Source organism: Microlunatus ginsengisoli (assembly GCF_039537205.1).
GTDB lineage: Bacteria > Actinomycetota > Actinomycetes > Propionibacteriales > Propionibacteriaceae > Microlunatus > Microlunatus ginsengisoli.
Genome location: NZ_BAABAB010000042.1, coordinates 1 through 19,156 on the forward strand (window position 1 = coordinate 1; position 19,156 = coordinate 19,156).

Below are 19,156 nucleotides of genomic sequence, written 5' to 3' on the forward strand. Positions count from 1 at the left end.
ACCATCAACAACCAAATCCCGGAACCAAGATCAACAACGGCCTCGACGAAACATCGAGGCTAGGCCGTGGGCCAGGAACACGGGCCGGTCGACGTATTCGACAAGATTGAGAGGGGAGCGACTCTCGTAGCTCGACAGACTCTCGGGGAGAGGACCGACAAGGCGGTCGAGTTCATGGCGCTGGAACTTGTGGGTGCACCGGCGGAATTCTAGAAGGTCAACGATGCCGGACACGCAACTGCCAGCTACGAAGGCGTCGCTGAGGATCAAGGCTCTTAGCGCTGTGAAGCCGCCAGCGCTGGCGCCGGAGATGACCGTACGCGCGGGGTCGGCGTGCCCTGTGCCAGCGAGCCAACGGGCAACGCTGATGCAGTCCTCGGCGTCGGCGATCCCCCATAGCTCGGTCAACGCTTCTCGGTATACCCGGCCATAGCCAGTGCTGCCGCGGTAATCGACGTCGGCGACAGCGAACCCGCGGGAGATGAAGAACTGGGTCTCCGGGTCGGGACGCGGCCGGGTTTGGCTGGTTGGACCTGCATGAGGGCGCACGATGAAAGGCGGCGGGCTCTCGGGCGGCACCGGTGGCAGGTGAAGCCAGATTGGCACTGGAAACCGTCGCTCGGCGGGCACCCAGTGTCGCTCTGGCCCGCGTCCGTTCCCCGGCCGTGGGACGCTCGGGACGTCTGAAACTCGCCGTTCGTTGGCGCCGGCCGCATAGCGGAGAACGACAGCCGGAAGCCGACTCGGAGTGCTGGCAATGTAGGCAATGTGGCCGTCATCGGCTGCGAGGTAAGCCTTGATCGAGGTTGCTTCCGTCGGAAGCTGCTCTGGGCGGCCGCTAGAGACATCGACCAAGACGAGCCTGTCGTCGCCGCGATCGCGGCATAGGACGAGGATCCGGCTGCGGTCCAGAAAGGCGTACGTGGAGTACCCGAACTCCCATTGGGGCTCACCACACTCCGCGTCAATCGGGAAAATTGGCTGGAACTCGTCGTCGTCTTGGAGTCGGTAGAGGTTCCACCAGCCAGTTCGATCAGCCATCACGTACAGCTGACCGTCCGGGCTCCACTCGGGCTGGAACAGGGATTCGTCCGGCCCGCCCGCTACCCGGCGTGCCGCGTTGAGTGAGCCATCGGCGTCAAGGTCGGCAAGCCAAAGTTCCGTCCCGTCCCACGGCATTTGAGGGGCATCCCAGCAGGTGAAAGCAAGCCGATTGCCCGACGGGTCGGGTCGCGGAAACGAGTAGAAGTCTCGTCCTGACGCCACGACTACCGCCACCGTCGAGCCGTCGGCCGGTAGCACGACGAGTTCGTTGACGACCTCGCCGTCGGCTTCGTGCCGCTCCCGGACGCAAATCAGCCGGCCACCGGGCAGTGTGCGCAGGTCCGCGTGCCGGTGGGTGGGAGGTGATCCGGACGATGGCGTGATGGGCCGTGGGCCATCCTCGTCAAGCCGATAGATGCGCTGGTCGGGATCGTTGACGACGAAGACGGCATCGTCCTCGGCGACCCAGTACGCGCCGCCGCCGTACTCGTGCACCCGCGAACCAACGTCGATCTTGTCCGTTGTCACGGGCTGTGGAATGTGCCGGCCCGTAGTTGGCACCCGGACGAGGACGGTCCGACCTGTCGCTGGTCGCTTCTCAAGCCAATACACATACCCGTTGCGAATCGACACGGCGTCGACTGCGACGTGGGCCGCAGCGGCCTGCTCGGCGGTCAACTTCTCCATGACAACTTGGCTACGCGAGTGCCAGGCGCCTGTCGAGCGCGGCCACTGCGTCCGAGTCGTGCCAGCGGTCGAGTTCCCGGCGGAGTTGCCGGACTCGACCGAAGCCAAGCTCCGAGCCTGAGGCCGCGACGTCGAGCGATTGCATACCCAGACGACATGCCTCCTCGACCTCTCCCTGTCGAGCTGTCGCCCTGGCGAGCCCGGTGAGCAGCTCGACCTCGAACCGCCCGCCCTGTGCGTGATCTCGCTGAGCGCCGCCTTGAAAGCATTCTCGGCGTGCTGGGGCCGGTCGAGCCGGAGCATGCAGTCACCCCGTACAGCAGTCAGCCGTGTGGTCGAACTCGTACATCCACGCCGGTTCGTCCGCAGTGCCGCGGTTGAGAGCCGTCTCGGCCGCGGCGAGCGCGAGCACGGTTCCGCGCTCGTCCTTAACCTCCGCAAGCGCGACGGCTGAAGACTCCTCAGAAGCGCAGGCACGCCGCCCACCCGGCCGGCGCCGGCCGTATCGACGGCTTGCTCGGCCAACGCCAGAGCGGCGCGCGGCCGCCCTTCGAACTGCCGAACCTGACTGCGGAATCCCCGCACGTACGCGTCCAGCGCCGGGTCGCCGCCTTCGGCAGTCAGCGACAGTGCGATGTCATGCGACCTCTCGCGGCCGCGCTCGTCGCCCAGATCGAGAGCAAGCCATGCCAACAGTCCAGCAGCCTCGCCTCCAAGCGCGGCGAGTTGCCGGCGAACCTGCTCGGCCTGGGGCGCTCGGATCAGATCGACGAGCATCCGCAGATGCCCCGCTACCGAAGCCCACATCGAGCGAGCGGGCACCAAGTGGTACAGCCGGCGCTGCACCTCAGTAACCGCCTCCAGCTCGTGGACGTTAGCCACGCTTAGTGCAGGTGTCCGTCTGGAGCTGGCGAGTCCAGGCAATGCGACCGCCGTCAGGGCCGCGGCTGAACTGCGCAAGAACTGCCGTCGGAGCATGTCCTCATCGTCGCCCAGGTGGTCACCCAAGTCTGTGAGGTGGGGTATTGGAGGGTCTGGGGGAGTCGCTTGATCCTCTGCGAGCAATCGAACAAACCGTTCCTGAACATCGCTTGTGGCGTTGCGCAGCACCGTGTCCAGCATGCCGCTGGTGAAATGCCGCAGCTCTACGTCAGGGTTTTCTTGCCATCTCGCAACCGTGCGCACGTTGACGCTGAGCTGGCGCGCGAACCACTCCTGCGATCCCCGGCAAGCCTTCCGCAGGGCGGCCGCCTTCGCCCCCGTCCACGTTGAGACGACCGGCTCAACGGCTGGGCTATGCCGGTGCTGTGCCGGTGCTGTGCCATGGTCCACGGGACCTTGGCTCGGTTGACTTCCTGACATGAGAATCAGCCGCTCAGTACGTCGACTCGGAGCGGCTCGCCGCTTCCAGGCTGGCGAGCCGGCGGTCGATATCGCCAAGCCGATCATTGATCTGGCGAAGCGTCTGTCGCAGCTCACCCCCGCTCAGCTCGGAGCGTTGGATCACTTGTGCGCCGGCGCCGGCGACGAACTGGACCAGGCCGAGGTCGGCGAGGGACTGGACGGCAGCGCGCGCCGTCGAGCGTCCCACAGCATGCGTCTCGGCCAGTTGGCGCTCGGAAGGCAGCCACGAGCCGGCGGGCAGATCTCCGGACTCGATCTGTGCGGTCAGCTGCGCCGCGAGTTCCTGCGCTCGCACCGGTGGTTTGCTCATTGGTCCTTGACGGTCCTGTCTTGGTCGGCTTATGGTCCGTTTATGGCCGGTTCTCGGTTCCTCACACTAACCCTCACCCAAGGAGAAGACGATGGTCACGTTGCCACTCGTGTTGGTGCTCGGTTTGCTGGCCTTAGGGCTGGTGAAGTGGGGCAAGCAGAAGGTTTCGGGGGTGCTGGTCGGGATCGTGTTCGGTCTCGCGCTGGCGACGACGGCGGTGGGTCCGCCGATCCTGCACGCGGTCACGGCCGCGTCGAAGACCGTGGTCTCGGCGATCAGTTCGGCGGTGCCGTAATGGGCCCCGCACGCGACGCCTGGCTGAGCGAGAAGCGGATGATCTGCGCTGGCCTCCGCGAAGGGCTGGCCGTGGTGGAGGGTCCGGAGGCGGATCTGACCGCGGCCGCGGTGGAGTTGGTAATCGCCGCGTTCGACGGCAGCCTTGCTGATCCGGGCTGGCCGTGGGTCCGTGAGGGCGACGAGCTGGGCGTGTTCTGGCTCGACCCGGAACCGATGCGTGAGTTCGACGGCTGCCCCGGCCAGCTCACCCTCTTGCCGGTCGTCGAGGCCCTGTTGGGTGGTCGCCGGGTGCCGGATCTGGTCCAACTGATGCAGCGCCTCGACCGCGCCACGGTCGAGCTGGTCCTGGCAGCCTTCACCCGAGCCTCCCGCTGGCATCGTGACGTCGCCCTATACGCGTTCAACGGCGACCCGTGGGCCGTGTCCGGTTGGATCGCCGCCCAGCGCTCCCGCTACACCGCGACCTTCGTGCCGGATCGGTGGGTGTCGTGACCGGCCGAGACGACGACGGCAACGACGAGCGGCGAGACGAGCCGGACTTGGTCGACTCGGTCGAGGTCGAGCCCTCAGCGGTGATCGTGCCGCTGGACCAGCGCAGGGCAGCCCGTCAGCGCGAACAGTCAGCCAGCGACCAGCTCAACGCCGAAGAACAGGCCGACGACGACCGGCCAGCGAGGCTGGCACTAGTCGACGGTCAGGTCGACGCGTCGCCGGCTCCGAGGCCACCGGCCGCACCGCGGCCGGTACTCCCAAGCTGGGTGAAGTCCTGGCCGACGTTCCTGGACGCCGCGTCGTGGTGGGCGCGGCATGCGTGGCATGTGACCGCGTTCCACGGGATCCGGCTCCCGCTGTACTGGCTCCGCCTGGTCGGCCGTTCACCGTTCGGGGTGGCCCGGCTGTTGGGGGTCGTGTGGCGGTGGTCGACTGACCCGGACGGGCGGCAGATGCGGTCGGCGATGAACACCGCCGGCGCCGACCCCGCCGTGTTCGTCCGGCTGACCGAGCAGCACCGGACCATGGTGCGGGGCCGCCTCCTCGTCACCGCCATCGTCGCCACGCTCGCCACGTTCGTGGGCTGGTCGGTGATCACGTCGACTTCCCCCGGCGTGATCACCGGAACCACCATCGCTCTCCTCGGGATCTTGGGCGGGATCGGACGGTCAGCGGACCGTCCGGTCACGTCACGGTCGGTCGACTCCGAAGCCGTCCCGAGGCTGACCGCGGACCTGATCGTGACCGCCCTCCGATCGCTCGGCATCGCGGAGCTCAACAAGTCACTCAAACCCGGCGTCGAGCTGGGCGTGCGGTTCCCGTCACCGATCATGCGCGACGGGCCCGGGTTCCGCGCCGAGGTCGACCTCCCCCCAGGTGTGACCGCTGGCGACGTGATCGAACGCCGCGACCGCCTCGCCTCCGGACTCCGACGGCCCCTCTCCAGCGTCTGGCCGTCCGCCGATCACGACACCCACGCCGGCCGGCTGCACATCTGGTGCGGCGACAAGCCCATGAGCAAGGCGAAGCCAGTCGCGTGGCCGCTGGCCAAGACAGGCAAGGTCGACCTGTTCGAGGCGTTCCCGATCGGCACCGACCCCAGGGCCGGCCCGTCACCGTCACCCTCATGTTCGCGCTGATGATCATCGGCGCCCTCCCCCGGATGGGTAAGACGTTCCTGCTCCGCCTCCTCGCGTTGGCCGCGGCGTTGGATCCGTCGGCGGAGCTGCACGTGTACGACCTCCGCGGCGGCGCCGACCTGCTCCCGCTGGAACCCGTCGCCCACCGGTTCCGCACCGGCGACGACACAGACGACCTCGCCTACCTCAAGGCCGACATCCGCGCCCTCAAGGCGGAGATGGCCCGCCGCTACAAGACGATCCGCAGCCTGCCCCGCGACGTCTGCCCCGAAGGAAAGGTCACCCGCGAACTCGCCGACAAACGCTCGCTCGGCTTGTGGCCGATCGTGGTGGTGATCGACGAGGTCCAGGTCGCGTTCGACAACGACCCGGAACTCGTCGAGATCGTCACCGACCTCGGCAAACGTGGCCCCGCCGCCGGGATCATGTTCCTGCTCGCCACCCAACGCGTCGACGCCAAGTCCCTGCCCACCGGCTTCTCCTCGAACCCGGTCCTCCGGTTCTGTTTGAAAGTGACCGGGCAGACCGAGAACGACATGGTGCTCGGTACCTCGATGTACAAGGTCGGCATCCGGGCCACCATGTTCGCCCGCACCGACCGCGGTGTCGGGTATCTCGCCGGCGAAGGCGACGAACCGGTCATCGTCCGCACCGCCTACCTCGACGCACCCGCGGCCGAAGCCGTCGCCGCCCGAGCGAGAGCGGCGAGGCTGGCGGCCGGTCTGTTGACCGGGCACGCGGCCGGAATCGACCCCGACCCCGACACCAGCTCGGCGAGCATTCTGGACCACCTCGCCGCCGTCTGGCCGGTCGGTGAGGAGAAGGTCTGGTGGGACGACCTCGCCGAACGCCTCGCCGCCAGCTACCCCGGCCTCTACGGCGCCTGGTCCGGTGAGCAGGTCACCGCCGCCGTCCGACCCCACGGCCTGCGCTCGATCCAGATCAAACGCACCGTCGACGGCCGACAGCTCAACCGCCGCGGCCTCGCCCGCACCGCCCTCGCCGCCGTCCTCGACGACCGCACCAGCGACGGTGACTACGCCTGGCCCACCTACACCCCACCCCCAGCAGCACCGCCGGCCCACGATGCCAGCCCGAGTTCGCCCGCTACTCCCGACCCGGATCCGGGCTACCAGTAGCAGGACCGCTACCGGCCCGACTACCAGCCCCACCAGGGCGGTAGCCCGGTAGCACCCCCAGCCGGCGCCGACGGCGCCGCGCTCACCCCATCCCCCACCCGTGCAGGTTCTCGACCGCCGCTACCGAGCCGCGGCCGCCGATCGGCACACCCTCCGAAAGGTCATCCCCCGCCATGAACGCCCACACCGCCGGCCCCGGACCGGCCACTCCGAACCAGGTCGCCCGCCTCCTCATCCAGGCCACCGCAGCCGCCGACAACATGCGCGGCATCGTCCACGACACCCACGCCAGGAATGCCATCCCCGCCGCCGAGCTAGACCCGATCCTGGTCCCACTCGAGGACCTGGCCAACGGCCTGGACCAAGCGCTACGCCAGCTCGCCGGCTCCCTCACCAACTCCCTCGCCATCTGGGACCTCCGCGACGACGCCTGGGACACCCACCCCGCCACCTCCGTCTCCCAGGCGTGCGACCAGCTCGACGACGCCGCCACCCACGCCTGGCACGCCAGCCGCAACCTCGCCGCCGCCCGCGCCATCACCGCCGGCACAGCCGGGGCGGAGGCTGGCCGATGATCACCGCACTGGCCTACCTCGACGAGCTACTCACCGCCGCCCTGGACTACGCCGACCGGGGCTGGCCCGTGTTCCCGCTCGTCCCCTACACCAAGCAGCCGGCCTGCCCCGCCCACAACGCCGCCAGCTGCAACCGATCAGACCCCCACTGCCGGGGCGGGCACACCACCTGGGAACAACGCGCCACCCGCGACCCGGGCCGGATCCGCCGGGCCTGGTCGACCCGCCCGTACGGGATCGGCATCGCCTGCGGACCGGCGGGCCTACTCGTTGTCGACACCGACCACCGCAAGCCCGGCCGGCCGGTCCCGGCACCCTGGGACAAGACCAGCGTCCGCACCGGTGACACCGTCCTCGTCCGCCTGGCGGCCGGCCGGCCGCTACCTCCCACCTGGACCGTCGCCACCCCGTCCGGCGGGTTCCACCGCTACTACCAAGCCCCGGCCGGCGTGCAGCTCAGCAACAGCGCCGGCAAGCTCGGCTGGCTGATCGACACCCGCGGCCACGGCGGCTACGTCGTCGCCCCACCCACCAGGCTCACCCAACACCGCTACACCCTGCTCGACGGCTACCCCGACCCCGCCCCGCTACCCGACTGGATCACCGCCCAGCTGTCCGGCAACACCCCGGCGACCGCTAGGGGGCAGGCGCCCGACGCCGGCTCCGACGACGCCCGGCGGCCGGCGGCCTACCGGGTTCGTCGGCCAGCCCGGTACGTGATCGCCGCCATCTCCGGCGAGTGCGGCCACGTCCGCGCCGCCCCACGAGGGCAGCGGAACCACACCCTGTTCTGCGCCGCCGTCGCACTCGGCCAACTCGTCGGCGCCGACCTGGTCGACGAGCACACCGTCAAAGACCTGCTGCTGGCCGCCTGCACGGGCCACCTCGGCGTCGACGGCTTCACCATCGCCGAAGCCACCACAACAATCACCAGCGACCTCGCCCGTGGCAAGAACCAACCTCGAAACCACCGCTCCGGAAGGAACGTCGAATGACCACCACCACGATGCCCCGAGCCACCCGACGACGACCCGGCCGACCCGCCTGTCGAAGGTGCCGAGTTGCTGGCCGAGCTGCTGGACCAGATCGAGGCCGCCCTGTGCTCCTACGTCGTCCTCCCGACCGACCACGCCGCGGCCGCGGTCGTGCTCTGGATCGCCGCCACCCACGCCATGCCGGCCTGGAACACCGCCCCGAGGCTCGTGATCAAAGCCCCCGAGAAGCGGTGCGGCAAGTCCAGGCTCCTGGACCTGATCGAAGCCATGAGCCACCGCCCGATCCTCACCGCCAACGCCTCACCGTCCGCGGTGTACCGGTGCATCGGGGAAGACGCCACCGACCCACCCACACTGCTGATCGACGAGTCCGACACCATCTTCGGACCCCGCGCCGGCGACGCCAACGAAGACCTCCGCGGCCTCCTCAACGCCGGCCACCAACTCGGCCGGCCCGCCCTCCGCTGGGATGCCGGCAGCCGCCGGCTCGACCGGATCGCCACCTTCGCCATGGCCGCCCTCGCCGGCATCGGGAACATGCCCGACACCATCGAAGACCGGGCCGTCATCATCGCCATGCGCCGCCGCGCACCCGACGAAACCGTGCTGCCCTACCGGGCCCGCCGAGATGGTCCAGCCCTCACCCAACTCAAGACCCAGCTGCACGCCTGGGTCATGGGCCGGCTCGACCAGCTCGAGCGAGCTGCACCCGTGCTGCCCGTCGAGGACCGGGCCGCCGACACCTGGGAACCGTTGGTGGCGATCGCCGACGCCGCCGGCGGGCACTGGCCGGCCGACGCCAGAGCCGCCGTCCTAGCCCTCACCGTCGACGACGTCGACGCCTCTACGGTGTCCCTCCGGGTCCGACTCCTGATCGACGTCCGGACCGCGTTCGCCGACGCCGACGGACTGCGATCGGAGGTCCTGGTCGCCCGGCTCCGGGAGGACGCCGAAGCCCCGTGGGACACCCTCGGAAAGAACGGGCTGAACCCCAAGTCGCTGGCCGCGCTGCTCCGCGACTTCGAGATCCACTCCGTCCAGTACCGGTGGGACGACGGCACCCAGTCCAAGGGCTTCAAACGGGACCAGTTCGACGACGCCTGGCGCCGCTACTGCCCCGAACCAAGTTCCAGGCGCCCTGCCGTCCCAGCCGTCCCACCGTCCCACGAGCGTGAAAACGGGACGGCACAGCATCCGTGGGACGGCTCAGCCGTCCCAACCGCCCCAACCCGGGCCTGGGACGGCTCAGCCGTCCCAAACAACCCTTCCCGTCCCAAATCCACGCTCGTGGGACGGCGGGACGGCTGGGACGGGAAGGCGCAGCCAACCGAAACAGCCACCTGCATCAGCTGCCGCCAACCCCTCAGCTACGACGACGGCACCCACACCCACCCCACCTGCACCACCTCGACAAAGGAGTCCTGACATGACCGACGACGACCTCAACCAGCTGTTCCCCGCCCGGCGCGACCAGCTCGCCCAGCCGGTGCCGCTCGTGCTGACCGTCGAGCAGGCCGCCGAACGGCTTGGCATCGGCCGCACGATCATGTACGCGCTCGTCAGCTCCGGCGCCGTCGAGTCGGTCCGCATCGGCCGACTTCGTCGTGTTCCCGCTGACGCGCTCGTCACCTTCCTCGACGACCTCCGCGCCGGCCGTACTGGCGGTGCGGGATGACCAGACCGAAGAAGCCGCACGGCGAGTCAACGGTCTACCTCGGCTCCGACGGCCGCTGGCACGGGAGGGTGACCGTCGGCGTCCGAGACGACAGTTCAGCAGACCGCCGCCACGTCGCGCGCAAGTCCGAGGCTGCTGTTCGGCGGGCGGTCCGCGAGCTGGAGCGCAAGCGAGCCGACGGCATCCTGCCTGCGGCCGGCGTGCGCTGGACCGTTGCCAGCTGGCTCGAACACTGGCTGGAGAACATCGCGCGGCCGTCGATCCGATGGTCTTCCTACGACGCCTACCGGATCGCCGTGCATAACCACCTCGTCCCGAATCTTGGGCGCCACCGCCTCGAACGTCTGGAGCCCGAGCACCTCGAACGGCTCTACCGAAAGATGATCGACTCCGGCCTGAAGCCCGCCACGGCACATCAGGTCCACAGGACGATCCGCACCGCCCTGGGCGAAGCCCACCGCCGCCGCCAGGTCGCCCAGAACGTCGCCACGCTGGCGCGCGCGCCCAAGGTCGAGCAGCAGGAGGTTGAGCCCTATTCGATCGAGGAGGTGCGGCGCATCCTCAAGGCCGCGAGCGAGGGGAGAAACGCCGCCCGCTGGGCGATCGCGCTCGCCCTCGGCTTGCGTCAGGGCGAAGTGCTCGGCCTTCACTGGCCCGACGTCGAACTCGACGCCGGCATTCTCAAGATCACCACCAGCCGAGCCCGTCCGGTGTATGAGCACGGCTGCCGATCCGCGTGCGGCAAGACGCCCGGCCGCTGCCCGTCTCGGATCCAGCTGAACGCCGACGACGGGCCGACGAAATCAAGCGCAGGCAAGCGGCGCGTAGGGCTGCCGGCCGCGCTGGTCGAGCTGCTGCGCGAGCATCGGCGGGAGCAGGAGAGCGAGCGCGCCATCGCCGCCCAGCTGTGGGTCGACACGGGACGGGTATTCACCGACCCATTCGGACAAGCGATCAAGCCCAACAGTGATTACCACGCATGGAAAGCACTACTAAAGCGCGCCGGCGTTCGGGATGGCCGGCTGCACGATGCCCGGCACACGGCCGCCACCGTGCTGCTGGTGCTCGGCGTGCCGGAGCGGACCGTCATGGGTGTCATGGGCTGGTCGACGACCGGCATGGCAGCCCGCTACCAGCATGTCACCGACCCCATCCGGCGCGAGGTCGCCGGCCTGGTCGACGGGCTGATCTGGGCGCCCGACGAGACGGATTGAGACCAAGATTGAGACCATCGCCTGGTCCAGCACTCCGGAGCGCCATACCGTCGGCTCAGGCCAGACAGCGTTTGCCCTGGTGGTGGCGGAGGCGGCGGGATTTGAACCCGCGAGAGGGTTTGTGCCCTCAACCCGCTTAGCAGGCGGGCGCCATAGACCGGACTAGGCGACGCCTCCCGACCAACCATGGTGTGCACCGCCCGGCCCGGAGGGCAGGCGGCACGGTGGGCCAGCCTACCGACCCAGGTCGTCGGCAGGCAAAACCGAATCCGGCGTGACTGGCGTCACCCCTGGTGAGGGCGGGATCGCGTCGAAATCGGCCGGATCGCGGGCGCGGACGTACAGTAGGCGGAGCCAACCGCGGCGCGGCGTTCGGACCGCCCGTGATAACGACGTGATCAGGAGACGCCGGTGCCGGACGAGCCGCAGGAGTGGAGCGCGCCGTCCGACGGCTCGCACGACTCGTCCCCGGGTGACTCTCCCGACGCCGCCGGGGGTCCGGAGCGGCCCGATCAGACGGCGTCGTGGACCGTGGAGGACCAGCAGCAGCCACGCCGGGCGAGGTCGGACAACGACTTCGGACGTACGGTCGCCTTCACGATCGCCGGCACGGCCGTGCCGGGGCTGGGCCTGATCGCGGCGAAGCGGCGCCTGGTCGGCGGCGTCATCCTCGGCGTCTTCGTCACGCTGCTGCTGATCGTCGGGCTCTGGGCGGCCGTCGACCTCAAGGGTCTGCTCTCGGTCGCGGTCCGGCCGGCGGTGCTCAACACGCTGGCGGTCGGGCTGATCGTGCTCGCGCTGATCTGGGTCGGGGTGATCGTGGCGACGCACCTGGCGCTGCGCCGCCGGCCGACCGGGACCCAGCGCGCGATCGGGGCCGTGCTGGTCGGCGTGCTCGCGTTCGCGGTCGCGGCGCCGATGGCGGTCGGCGCTCGGTACAGCTACGACCAGGCGAGCCTGGTCAACACGGTGTTCAAGTCCGACAAGAACACCAAGAGCGCGACCCGGCCGACGCTGGAGGCTCCGCAGACGGCCAAGGGCGAGGCCCCGGACCCGTGGAAGGACACGCCGCGGGTCAACATCCTGCTGCTCGGTGGCGACGCCGGTCCCGACCGCACCGGAACGCGGACCGACACCGTGATCCTGGCCAGCGTCGACACCCAGACCGGCGACACGACCCTGTTCAGCCTGCCCCGCAACACCGGCCGGATGCCGTTCCCGACCGACTCGCCGCTGCACAAGTACTACCCGAACGGCTTCACCAACGGTGACGGCAACAACGCCGAGTTCTTCCTCAACGCGATGTACGACAACGTGCCGAACTCGGTGCCGAAGGACGTCATCGGCGAGACCGACAACCTGGGCGCGGACGCGCTGAAGCTGTCGGTCGGCACGGCGCTCGGGCTGAAGGTCGACTACTACGTGCTGATCAACCTGCAGGGCTTCGCGCAGATGGTGAACGCGCTGGGCGGGATCACGGTGAACATCAACACCTACATCCCGATGGGTGGCAACACCGATCTCCACATCCCGCCGAAGAAGTACCTCAAGCCGGGACCGGACCAGCACCTGAACGGAAACCAGGCTTTGTGGTACGCCCGCGGCCGCTACGGCTCCGACGACTTCGCCCGGATGGACCGCCAGCGGTGCGTGATCAACGCGATCATCAAGCAGGCCAACCCGACCAACATGCTGGCCCGTTACGAGCAGATCGCCAAGGCCAGCAAGGACATCATCCGGACCGACATCCCGCAGGAGGCGCTGCCGCTGTTCGTCGACCTGAGCCTTCGGGTCAAGGACGGCAACGTCCGCAGCATTGTCTTCAAGCACGGGGTTGACGGCTTCTCGAGCCCCGACCCCGACTTCCCGCTGATGCGCCAGCGGGTGAAGGCGGCGCTGAAGGAGACCGCGGCGACGGACGGCACCTCGACCGGCACAGCGAGCCCGAGCGGTTCGAGCTCGTCCGGCTCGAAGCCGAGCAAGCCGAAGAAGAAGCCCGAGAGCGAGGACGTGGACAAGACCTGCGCCTTCCAGCCCGATGTGGCGGCGACCGCGCAGCCGGCGCGCTGAGGGTCAGCCGGTCGAGGTGCCGTAACCCCGGCTGGCATCCAGCCGGACCCGCAGAGATTCCACCAGGGCGGCGTACGTCGCCCCGCGCCGGGCGGGCACGACGATCACGAGGTCGCGCTTTCCCTCCCGAGCGAGCGCGACCAGCCGATGGTCGTGCTGCTCGACCCGCTCGATATCGCCCCAGTCCAGCCGGGCACGGTTCCGCCCTCGGGCGACCGCGATGCCGTCCGCCGTCAAGGTGACGGTGCTACGCAACCGGGCGGTGAGCAGCAGGGCAGCGCCCGCCAGCAGCACCCCGAACGCCAGCACCACCGCGCCGACCGCCGTCGTAGCGGGGTGGCCGGACAGCGCGATCACCACGGCGCCGGCGATTGCCGCGGCCGAGGCGATGGCCAGCGCACGAATCGGTGGCGCCGCCCGGAGCTGGAACGCCTGATCCTCCATCGGCTCCGGGTCCACGGTTGCGGGGCCCGGTGCGGTGTCCTCGGCCGCGCCTGTGCCGGCGTCGTCGCCGCGGCTGGTGGCGGAATCGGTCACGGAATGGGTCTCCCTTCGGCGCTGGCCGATCGATATCGGTGCGGCGAGGGTGGGATTCGAACCCACGGAACGGTTTGAGCCGCTCGGCCGCTTTCAAGGCGGCTGCACTAGTCCACTATGCGACCTCGCCGGTCCGGGCCCCGCGATCGGTTGCGCCGGCCGGGCCCGAGGCAGCACAACCCTAGCCGAACCCGGTATGGCACGCTGGCGGTCATGAAGGCGGTGACGCGGAGCGGAGCCGGCGGGCCCGACGTGCTCTCCCTCGGTGAGGCGCCGGACCCGGTGCCCGGCGACGGCGAGGTGCTGATCGCGGTAGTGGCGGCCGGGGTCAACCGCGCCGACCTGCTCCAGCGACAGGGCAATTACCCGCCACCCAAGGGCGCCAGCGAGCTGCTCGGTCTGGAGGTGTCCGGCACGATCGCCGGTGTCGGATTCGGGGTGGACCACTGGAGCGTCGGCGATCCGTGCGTGGCGCTGCTGGCGGGCGGTGGCTATGCCGAGCTGGTGGCGGTACCCGCGGGCCAGGTCGTCGCGCCGCCGCGCGGCGTGGATCTGGTCACCGCAGCCGGGCTGATCGAGGTCTCCGCCACCGTGGTGTCGAACTTCGACGCCACCTCGGTACGTCGGGGCGAGACCGTGCTCGTGCACGGGGGTGCCGGCGGGATCGGGTCCTTCGCGATCCAGTACGCCCACTCGATCGGGGCCCGGGTGATCGCCACGGCGGGATCGACCGACAAGGTGACCTACTGTCTCGAGCTCGGCGCCGACGCCGCGATGAGCTATCGCGAGGACTGGGTCGGGGAAGTGTCGCGGCTGACCGAGAACCACGGGGTTGACGTGATCCTCGACGTGATGGGCGCGTCCTATCTCGAACCGAACGTCGCCTCCCTCGCCGTCGGCGGGCGGTTGATCGTGATCGGCCTCCAGGGTGGCCGCAAGGGCACGCTCGACCTGGGTCGGCTGATGACCATCCGGGGATCGGTGCTGTCCACCACGCTGCGCTCGCGGCCGGTGGCCGAGAAGTCCGCGATCTGCTGCCGGGTGACCGAGGTGGTCTGGCCGCTGATCGGCTCGGGTGCGATCCGGCCGGCGCCGCAGACCGCGTTCCCGCTGGCGGAGGTGGCCGCCGCCCACCGGCGGCTGGAGTCCGGCGACAACATCGGCAAGGTGGTTCTGACCGTCTGATCGTGCGCGCGGTGCCGCCGGTCCGGATCGGAGCAGATCGTCCGGGTCAGTCGACCGAGGATCTACTCCGATGTCCCGGCCGACAGCCAGAGTTCCGTCGGATCGTCGGGATTCGGGCCCATGACGGCGAAGCCGAGGCGGTCGTAGAGCCCGCGGGCGGCGGTGTTGTCGATCTTGACCATCAGCTCGACCCGCCGAGCACCCGACTCGCCGGCCCAGGCCCGCACCCGGCGTACGGCCTCGCCGGCGACGCCCAGGCCTCGGGCCTCCGGCGCCACCCAGAGCGAGATCAGCTCGACCGCGCCGTCGCGCGGGGCGGTCCCGCTGACCAGGCCGATCGGCTCCCCGTCGAGGAACAGCACCAGGTTCAGCGGGACGTCCGTCAGCCGCGCCTGCCAGCGCTCCGGGCCGGCGTGCACCCAGTCCTCGTAGCGCGAGCCGAACGCCTCCGGCGCCTGCGCCAGGGCGGCCAGCCGGACCCGACGGAACAACTCCCAGTCGTCGGGCCCGACCCGCTGCGCCGCCACTGCCGGCGGCTCGCCGACCAACCGGCTCAGGAGGTCCACCGCCGCCACAGGCTCGCATACTCCCCGCCGGTCGCCACCAGCTCCTCGTGGCTGCCCAGCTCGGCGATCCGGCCGTCGATCAGCACCGCAATCCGGTCCGCGTCGTGTGCGGTGTGCAGCCGGTGGGCGATCGCGACCACCGTCCGGTCCGCCAGCAGCGCCGCCATCGAGCCCTCCAGGTGCCGGGCCGTCCGCGGGTCGATCAGCGACGTCGCCTCGTCCAGCACCAGCGTGTGCGGATCCGCCACAACCAGCCGGGCGAGCGCGATCTGCTGAGCCTGCGCCGGAGTCGGGGTCAGGTTGCCGCCGCCCAGCATCGTGTCCAGACCGTCCGGCAGCCGGTCCACCCAGTTCAGCGCGTCGACCACGCCCAGCGCCCGGCGTACGACCTCGTCGGGAGAGTCCTCCCGGGCCAGCACGATGTTGTCCCGGATCGTGCCGACGAACACGTGGTGCTCCTGGGTCACCAGGGCGACCTCGGTCCGCAGCAGGTCGAGCGGCAGCGCGGTCACCGGCACCGAGCCCACCGTGACCGACCCAGTGCGCGGCGCGTTGATCCCGGCGAGCAGCCGGCCCAGGGTGGACTTGCCCGACCCGCTCGGCCCGACGATCGCGAGCCGCTCGCCCGGCACCAGATCCAGGTCGATGCCGTGCAGCACGTCGTGGTCGTCGCGATAGGAGAACCGCAGGTCCGACCCGACCAGCTCGGTGCCGGCCGGCCGCTCGGTCCCGGGCATGCGATCGGGCGGCACCGCCGCGATGCCCAGCAGCCGGCTGGTCGAGGCGACGCCGACCTGCAGCCGGTCGATGGTCTCGATCAGCCGGTCCAGCGGCTCGACCAGCTGCTGGATGTACAGCGTCGCGGCCGTGATCTGACCCAGCGTGACCAGGCCTTCCGCATAGCCGACGGCGCCGAGCAGCAGCACCATCACGATCGGGGTGTCGAAGCAGAACCCGAACACGCTGAACAAGATGTTGCGCAGGCTCATCGTGTAGCGCTCGGCCTGAGCCGACTCCGCGATGTCGTCGTCGATCCGGGCGACCCGCTCATCGCCGAGGCCGAGCGCCTCCACCGTCCGGGCGCCCTCGACGGTCTCGGTCAGCGTGGTGTTGATCCGCGAGTAGGTCCCACCCTCGGTGATGTAGCCCATCGGCGCGCGCCGCAGGTAGCGACGGACCGCGACGCCCAGCACCGGCAGGGTGAGCAGCAACGGCAGTGTCAGCAGCCACGAGTTGAACACCATCGCCACGATGGTCAGCAGCGTCGTCACGGCCGCGATGACGGCGTCGGGCAGGCCCCAGCGGACGCTCTCGCTCATCGTGCTCACGTCCCGGGTGACCCGGGTGATGAGATCACCCGAGCTGGCCGACTCCACCCGGCCGAGCGGCAGCCCGAGAACGGTCCGGACGACGTACTCGCGGGCCTTGGCCAGCAGGTCCTGGCCGAAGACGGTGGACACCGCCAGCGCGAGGAAGGTGAGCAGCGCCTGTCCGACGACGATGGCCGCGACGGTCAGCGCCAGTCGGGAGACCGTCGACGACCCGGTGCCGGGAGCGGTCACCGCGTCCACCAGCCGGCCGAGGATGAACGGCACCAGCAGTCCGGCAACCGCGGCCAGCGCATGCAGCACGACCAGGGCGATCGCCAGCAACGGGCGGTCGGCGATCAGGCCTCGGACGAAGCCGAGCACCGCCGAGCTGTCGGCCACCGGCAGACCGCGTTCCGGCTGCCGCGACGACGCGTAGAACTCGGCCGCTCGCCGGGCGCGCAGTTGGTGGCGGCGGCGCCAGGCGCTCAGCCGGTCGCCTGGCGAGCCCGTCCGTGGCGGGATCAGCCCGGGCGGCACCCGCGGCGGCGGCGGATCGGCCCGCCAGGTCTCCGCCGAGCCACGCAGCTCGAACGTCGTCTCGTTCATCGATCCACCTCCTCTCGGTGCGGTTCCGTCGGCGCGGCAGCGGCCGGCCCGTCGTCGTCCAGGCTGCGCACCACGACCCGCCGGTACGCGGCGCTGCGGCCGAGCAGTTCCTCGTGCGTTCCTTCCTCGGCGACCTGCCCGTCCACCAGCAGCGCCACCCGGTCGGCGTGGTGCAGCAGCAGCGGGGAGACGCTCATCGCGATGGTGGTCCGGCCCCGCCGGTGCTCGGCCAGCCGGGCCGCGATCAGCGCCTCGGTATGCGCGTCGACCGCCGAGGTCGGCTCGACCAGCACCAGGATCTCGGGATCCAGGCCGAGCGCCCGGGCCAGCACGAGCCGCTGCCGCTGGCCGCCGGACAGACCGCGGCCGCGCTCGTCGATCCGGCCCTGCCAGCCGCCCGGCAGCGCCTCGAACACGTCCTCCGCCGCCGCCGTGTGCAGCGCCCGCTCGGCCTGCTCGCGGCTGAGCCGGCGATGCGGGTCGATCAGCTCCTGCAGGGTGCCGGCGAAGGTGACCGCGCTCGCGTCGCTGACCAGCACCTGCCGGCGGACGTCCGCCAGCCGGGCGTCGGCCAGGTCGACCGACCCGATGCTCACGCCCCACTGACCGCCGGCAAGCTCGGCGTCGCGGGCTGCCTGGCTGGAGCGCTCCTGCCGGCGACGGGCCCGGGCTGCGCGTGCGGCCCGGCCCTTCGCCCCCGCCTCGATGTCCAGGTCGGCGGGCTTGCCCACCGCGGCCGGCAGATAGCGGCCGAGCCGGTCGGCGAGCGCCGCGGAGTCGTCCGGCACGGCGGACACGACGACGGTCAGCTGACCGGTCCGGCCGACGAAGCCGGAGCGCCGGTCGGCGATGTCGGCGTCGCGCGGCAGCGTGAGCGCGGTGGCCGGCTCCCGCCAGGGGATCGGTTCGCCGAGCAGGGCGATCGCCTTGCGCGCCGACACCGCGGCCCGGACCCACTTCTGCACCAGCTCGAAGAAGGTCTGGATCGGCCAGACCATGAACACGGCGTAACCGAAGAAGCTGACCAGCTGGCCGACCTCGAGGTTGCCGGCCAGCACCTCGTCGGCGCCGAGCCAGGTCAGCACGACCAGGAACAGCCCGGCGAACAGCACCGCGACGCCGTCCAGCGCCGACTGCCACAGCCCGGCCGCGACCCCGGCCTGCCGGGTGGCCTGGGACTGGCGGTCGTAGTTGCGCGAGAACGTACGCTCCCCGCCGATGCCGCGCAGGATCCGCAGCCCGGCGACGATGTCGGTGGCCAGCGAGGTCAGGTCCGCGGTGCGGTTGCGCTCGACTTCCTGCCGGCGCTGCATGGGACGCAGCAGCGGCATCGCCGAGATGACCAGCAACGGCGCCGCGACCAGCACGACGAGCCCGAGCTTCGGCGAGGTCGACAACACGATGCCGGCGATGATCAGGTAGGCCGCGAATGCACCGGCCGCCCGCGAGGTGACCTCGGTCAGCGCCCCGAACTCGTTGGAGTCACCGCTGGCGACGCTGAGCACCTCACCCGCCGGCGTCCGCCGGGTCAGCACGTGGCCGAGCCGCACCGTGGTCCGGTTGACGAGCTTGCCGGTGCCGTACATCGCGACCAGCCAGGTGCGCACGACGAACGTATGCCGGCCGATGCCGGCGGCCGCGCCGACCAGGGCGAGCACGAGCAGCAGCGCCGACCAGCGCAGCACCACGGCGGGATCACCGGCGAGGATGCCGCGATCGATGATCGTCCCGACGATGAACGGACCGACCGAGCCCGGGATGAACGAGATCACCGCGAAGAGCGAGGACACCGCCAGCGCCGGCGCCTGTTGCCAGCTCAGCCAGAACAGGAATCGCATCGGCCCGCGGACGTCGGGCGCGCCGAAGTCCCGCGCCGGCACCCGTGAATCACGCGGCCGAGCGGTCGACGAC

General features: G+C 70.4%; 17 protein-coding genes and 2 tRNA genes. 11 read left to right on the forward strand and 8 right to left on the reverse strand.

The features are described 5' to 3' along the window. Positions 1–30: 30 nt before the first annotated feature. Complete coding sequence (locus tag ABD747_RS21645) at positions 31–1,731, reverse strand: S9 family peptidase (RefSeq protein WP_344808543.1); 1,701 nt, start codon at positions 1,729–1,731, stop codon at positions 31–33. A gap of 1,375 nt (positions 1,732–3,106) precedes the next feature. Then, entirely contained in the window at positions 3,107–3,445 is a 339-nt protein-coding gene (locus tag ABD747_RS21650; RefSeq protein WP_344808545.1) for a winged helix-turn-helix domain-containing protein, read from the reverse strand. A gap of 91 nt (positions 3,446–3,536) precedes the next feature. Here ABD747_RS21650 and ABD747_RS21655 point away from each other — a divergent pair, with 91 nt between their 5' ends. The 9 genes from ABD747_RS21655 to ABD747_RS21695 all read left to right on the forward strand — a co-directional run bounded on the left by ABD747_RS21655 (position 3,537) and on the right by ABD747_RS21695 (position 10,971). After that, a complete protein-coding gene (locus ABD747_RS21655) occupies positions 3,537–3,740 on the forward strand; it encodes a hypothetical protein (protein WP_344808547.1) in 204 nt (67 codons plus the stop codon). Continuing rightward, positions 3,740–4,234, forward strand: a complete 495-nt coding sequence (locus ABD747_RS21660; RefSeq protein WP_344808549.1) for a hypothetical protein — start codon at positions 3,740–3,742, stop codon at positions 4,232–4,234. The genes ABD747_RS21655 and ABD747_RS21660 overlap by 1 nt, the downstream gene beginning before the upstream one ends. Then, positions 4,231–5,373 carry a hypothetical protein gene (locus tag ABD747_RS21665; protein WP_344808551.1) on the forward strand — a complete coding sequence of 381 codons (1,143 nt, stop codon included), beginning with the start codon at positions 4,231–4,233 and terminating at the stop codon, positions 5,371–5,373. The genes ABD747_RS21660 and ABD747_RS21665 overlap by 4 nt, the downstream gene beginning before the upstream one ends. Next, the gene (locus ABD747_RS21670; protein WP_344808553.1) at positions 5,361–6,512 is read left to right on the forward strand and encodes a hypothetical protein; all 1,152 of its coding nucleotides are present in this window, start codon (positions 5,361–5,363) and stop codon (positions 6,510–6,512) included. Before ABD747_RS21665 ends, ABD747_RS21670 begins: the two co-directional genes overlap by 13 nt. 173 nt (positions 6,513–6,685) lie before the next feature. Then, positions 6,686–7,087 (forward strand): hypothetical protein, encoded by a 402-nt coding sequence (locus ABD747_RS21675; RefSeq protein ID WP_344808555.1) that lies wholly within the window; start codon positions 6,686–6,688, stop codon positions 7,085–7,087. Further along, a complete protein-coding gene (locus tag ABD747_RS21680) occupies positions 7,084–8,082 on the forward strand; it encodes a bifunctional DNA primase/polymerase (RefSeq protein WP_344808557.1) in 999 nt (332 codons plus the stop codon). The genes ABD747_RS21675 and ABD747_RS21680 overlap by 4 nt, the downstream gene beginning before the upstream one ends. 66 nt (positions 8,083–8,148) lie before the next feature. Next, positions 8,149–9,507: a DUF3631 domain-containing protein gene (locus ABD747_RS21685; RefSeq protein ID WP_344808559.1), complete on the forward strand. Its 1,359-nt coding sequence runs from the start codon at positions 8,149–8,151 to the stop codon at positions 9,505–9,507. Between the two features lies 1 nt (position 9,508). Further along, positions 9,509–9,757, forward strand: coding sequence for an excisionase family DNA-binding protein (locus ABD747_RS21690; RefSeq protein WP_344808561.1), 249 nt, complete (start codon positions 9,509–9,511; stop codon positions 9,755–9,757). Then, positions 9,754–10,971: a tyrosine-type recombinase/integrase gene (locus tag ABD747_RS21695; RefSeq protein ID WP_344808563.1), complete on the forward strand. Its 1,218-nt coding sequence runs from the start codon at positions 9,754–9,756 to the stop codon at positions 10,969–10,971. Before ABD747_RS21690 ends, ABD747_RS21695 begins: the two co-directional genes overlap by 4 nt. A gap of 83 nt (positions 10,972–11,054) precedes the next feature. Here ABD747_RS21695 and ABD747_RS21700 read toward each other — a convergent pair. Continuing rightward, positions 11,055–11,148: transfer RNA gene (locus ABD747_RS21700), tRNA-Ser, on the reverse strand. Positions 11,149–11,382: 234 nt separating this feature from the next. On the opposite strand from ABD747_RS21700, the gene ABD747_RS21705 reads away from it, so the two are divergent. Continuing rightward, a complete protein-coding gene (locus ABD747_RS21705; RefSeq protein WP_344808565.1) occupies positions 11,383–13,041 on the forward strand; it encodes an LCP family glycopolymer transferase in 1,659 nt (552 codons plus the stop codon). Between the two features lie 3 nt (positions 13,042–13,044). Here ABD747_RS21705 and ABD747_RS21710 read toward each other — a convergent pair whose 3' ends face one another. Further along, the gene (locus ABD747_RS21710) at positions 13,045–13,578 is read right to left on the reverse strand and encodes a hypothetical protein (protein WP_344808567.1); all 534 of its coding nucleotides are present in this window, start codon (positions 13,576–13,578) and stop codon (positions 13,045–13,047) included. Between the two features lie 41 nt (positions 13,579–13,619). Next, positions 13,620–13,708 (reverse strand) — tRNA-Ser (locus ABD747_RS21715). Between the two features lie 83 nt (positions 13,709–13,791). On the opposite strand from ABD747_RS21715, the gene ABD747_RS21720 reads away from it, so the two are divergent. Beyond that, positions 13,792–14,763: an NAD(P)H-quinone oxidoreductase gene (locus ABD747_RS21720; RefSeq protein WP_344808569.1), complete on the forward strand. Its 972-nt coding sequence runs from the start codon at positions 13,792–13,794 to the stop codon at positions 14,761–14,763. 62 nt (positions 14,764–14,825) lie between these two features. On the opposite strand, the gene ABD747_RS21725 is transcribed toward ABD747_RS21720, so the two are convergent. Genes ABD747_RS21725 through ABD747_RS21735 form a run of 3 tightly spaced genes read right to left on the reverse strand, consistent with a single transcriptional unit; the run spans position 14,826 to position 19,125 of the window. Further along, on the reverse strand, positions 14,826–15,329 hold the full coding sequence (locus ABD747_RS21725) for a GNAT family N-acetyltransferase (RefSeq protein WP_344808571.1): 504 nt from the start codon (positions 15,327–15,329) through the stop codon (positions 14,826–14,828). After that, positions 15,317–17,245: an ABC transporter ATP-binding protein gene (locus tag ABD747_RS21730; RefSeq protein WP_344808573.1), complete on the reverse strand. Its 1,929-nt coding sequence runs from the start codon at positions 17,243–17,245 to the stop codon at positions 15,317–15,319. The genes ABD747_RS21725 and ABD747_RS21730 overlap by 13 nt, the downstream gene beginning before the upstream one ends. Next, the gene (locus ABD747_RS21735) at positions 17,242–19,125 is read right to left on the reverse strand and encodes an ABC transporter ATP-binding protein (RefSeq protein WP_344808575.1); all 1,884 of its coding nucleotides are present in this window, start codon (positions 19,123–19,125) and stop codon (positions 17,242–17,244) included. Before ABD747_RS21735 ends, ABD747_RS21730 begins: the two co-directional genes overlap by 4 nt. Positions 19,126–19,156: the final 31 nt, after the last annotated feature.

Coding starts and splice junctions, on each gene's coding strand:
- ABD747_RS21695 (WP_344808563.1), top strand. CDS start 9,754: ATGACCAGACCGAAGAAGCCGCACGGCGAGTCAACGGTCTACCTCGGC.
- ABD747_RS21660 (WP_344808549.1), top strand. CDS start 3,740: ATGGGCCCCGCACGCGACGCCTGGCTGAGCGAGAAGCGGATGATCTGC.
- ABD747_RS21655 (WP_344808547.1), top strand. CDS start 3,537: ATGGTCACGTTGCCACTCGTGTTGGTGCTCGGTTTGCTGGCCTTAGGG.
- ABD747_RS21690 (WP_344808561.1), top strand. CDS start 9,509: ATGACCGACGACGACCTCAACCAGCTGTTCCCCGCCCGGCGCGACCAG.
- ABD747_RS21675 (WP_344808555.1), top strand. CDS start 6,686: ATGAACGCCCACACCGCCGGCCCCGGACCGGCCACTCCGAACCAGGTC.
- ABD747_RS21650 (WP_344808545.1), bottom strand. CDS start 3,445: ATGAGCAAACCACCGGTGCGAGCGCAGGAACTCGCGGCGCAGCTGACC.
- ABD747_RS21645 (WP_344808543.1), bottom strand. CDS start 1,731: ATGGAGAAGTTGACCGCCGAGCAGGCCGCTGCGGCCCACGTCGCAGTC.
- ABD747_RS21730 (WP_344808573.1), bottom strand. CDS start 17,245: ATGAACGAGACGACGTTCGAGCTGCGTGGCTCGGCGGAGACCTGGCGG.
- ABD747_RS21670 (WP_344808553.1), top strand. CDS start 5,361: ATGTTCGCGCTGATGATCATCGGCGCCCTCCCCCGGATGGGTAAGACG.
- ABD747_RS21720 (WP_344808569.1), top strand. CDS start 13,792: ATGAAGGCGGTGACGCGGAGCGGAGCCGGCGGGCCCGACGTGCTCTCC.
- ABD747_RS21680 (WP_344808557.1), top strand. CDS start 7,084: ATGATCACCGCACTGGCCTACCTCGACGAGCTACTCACCGCCGCCCTG.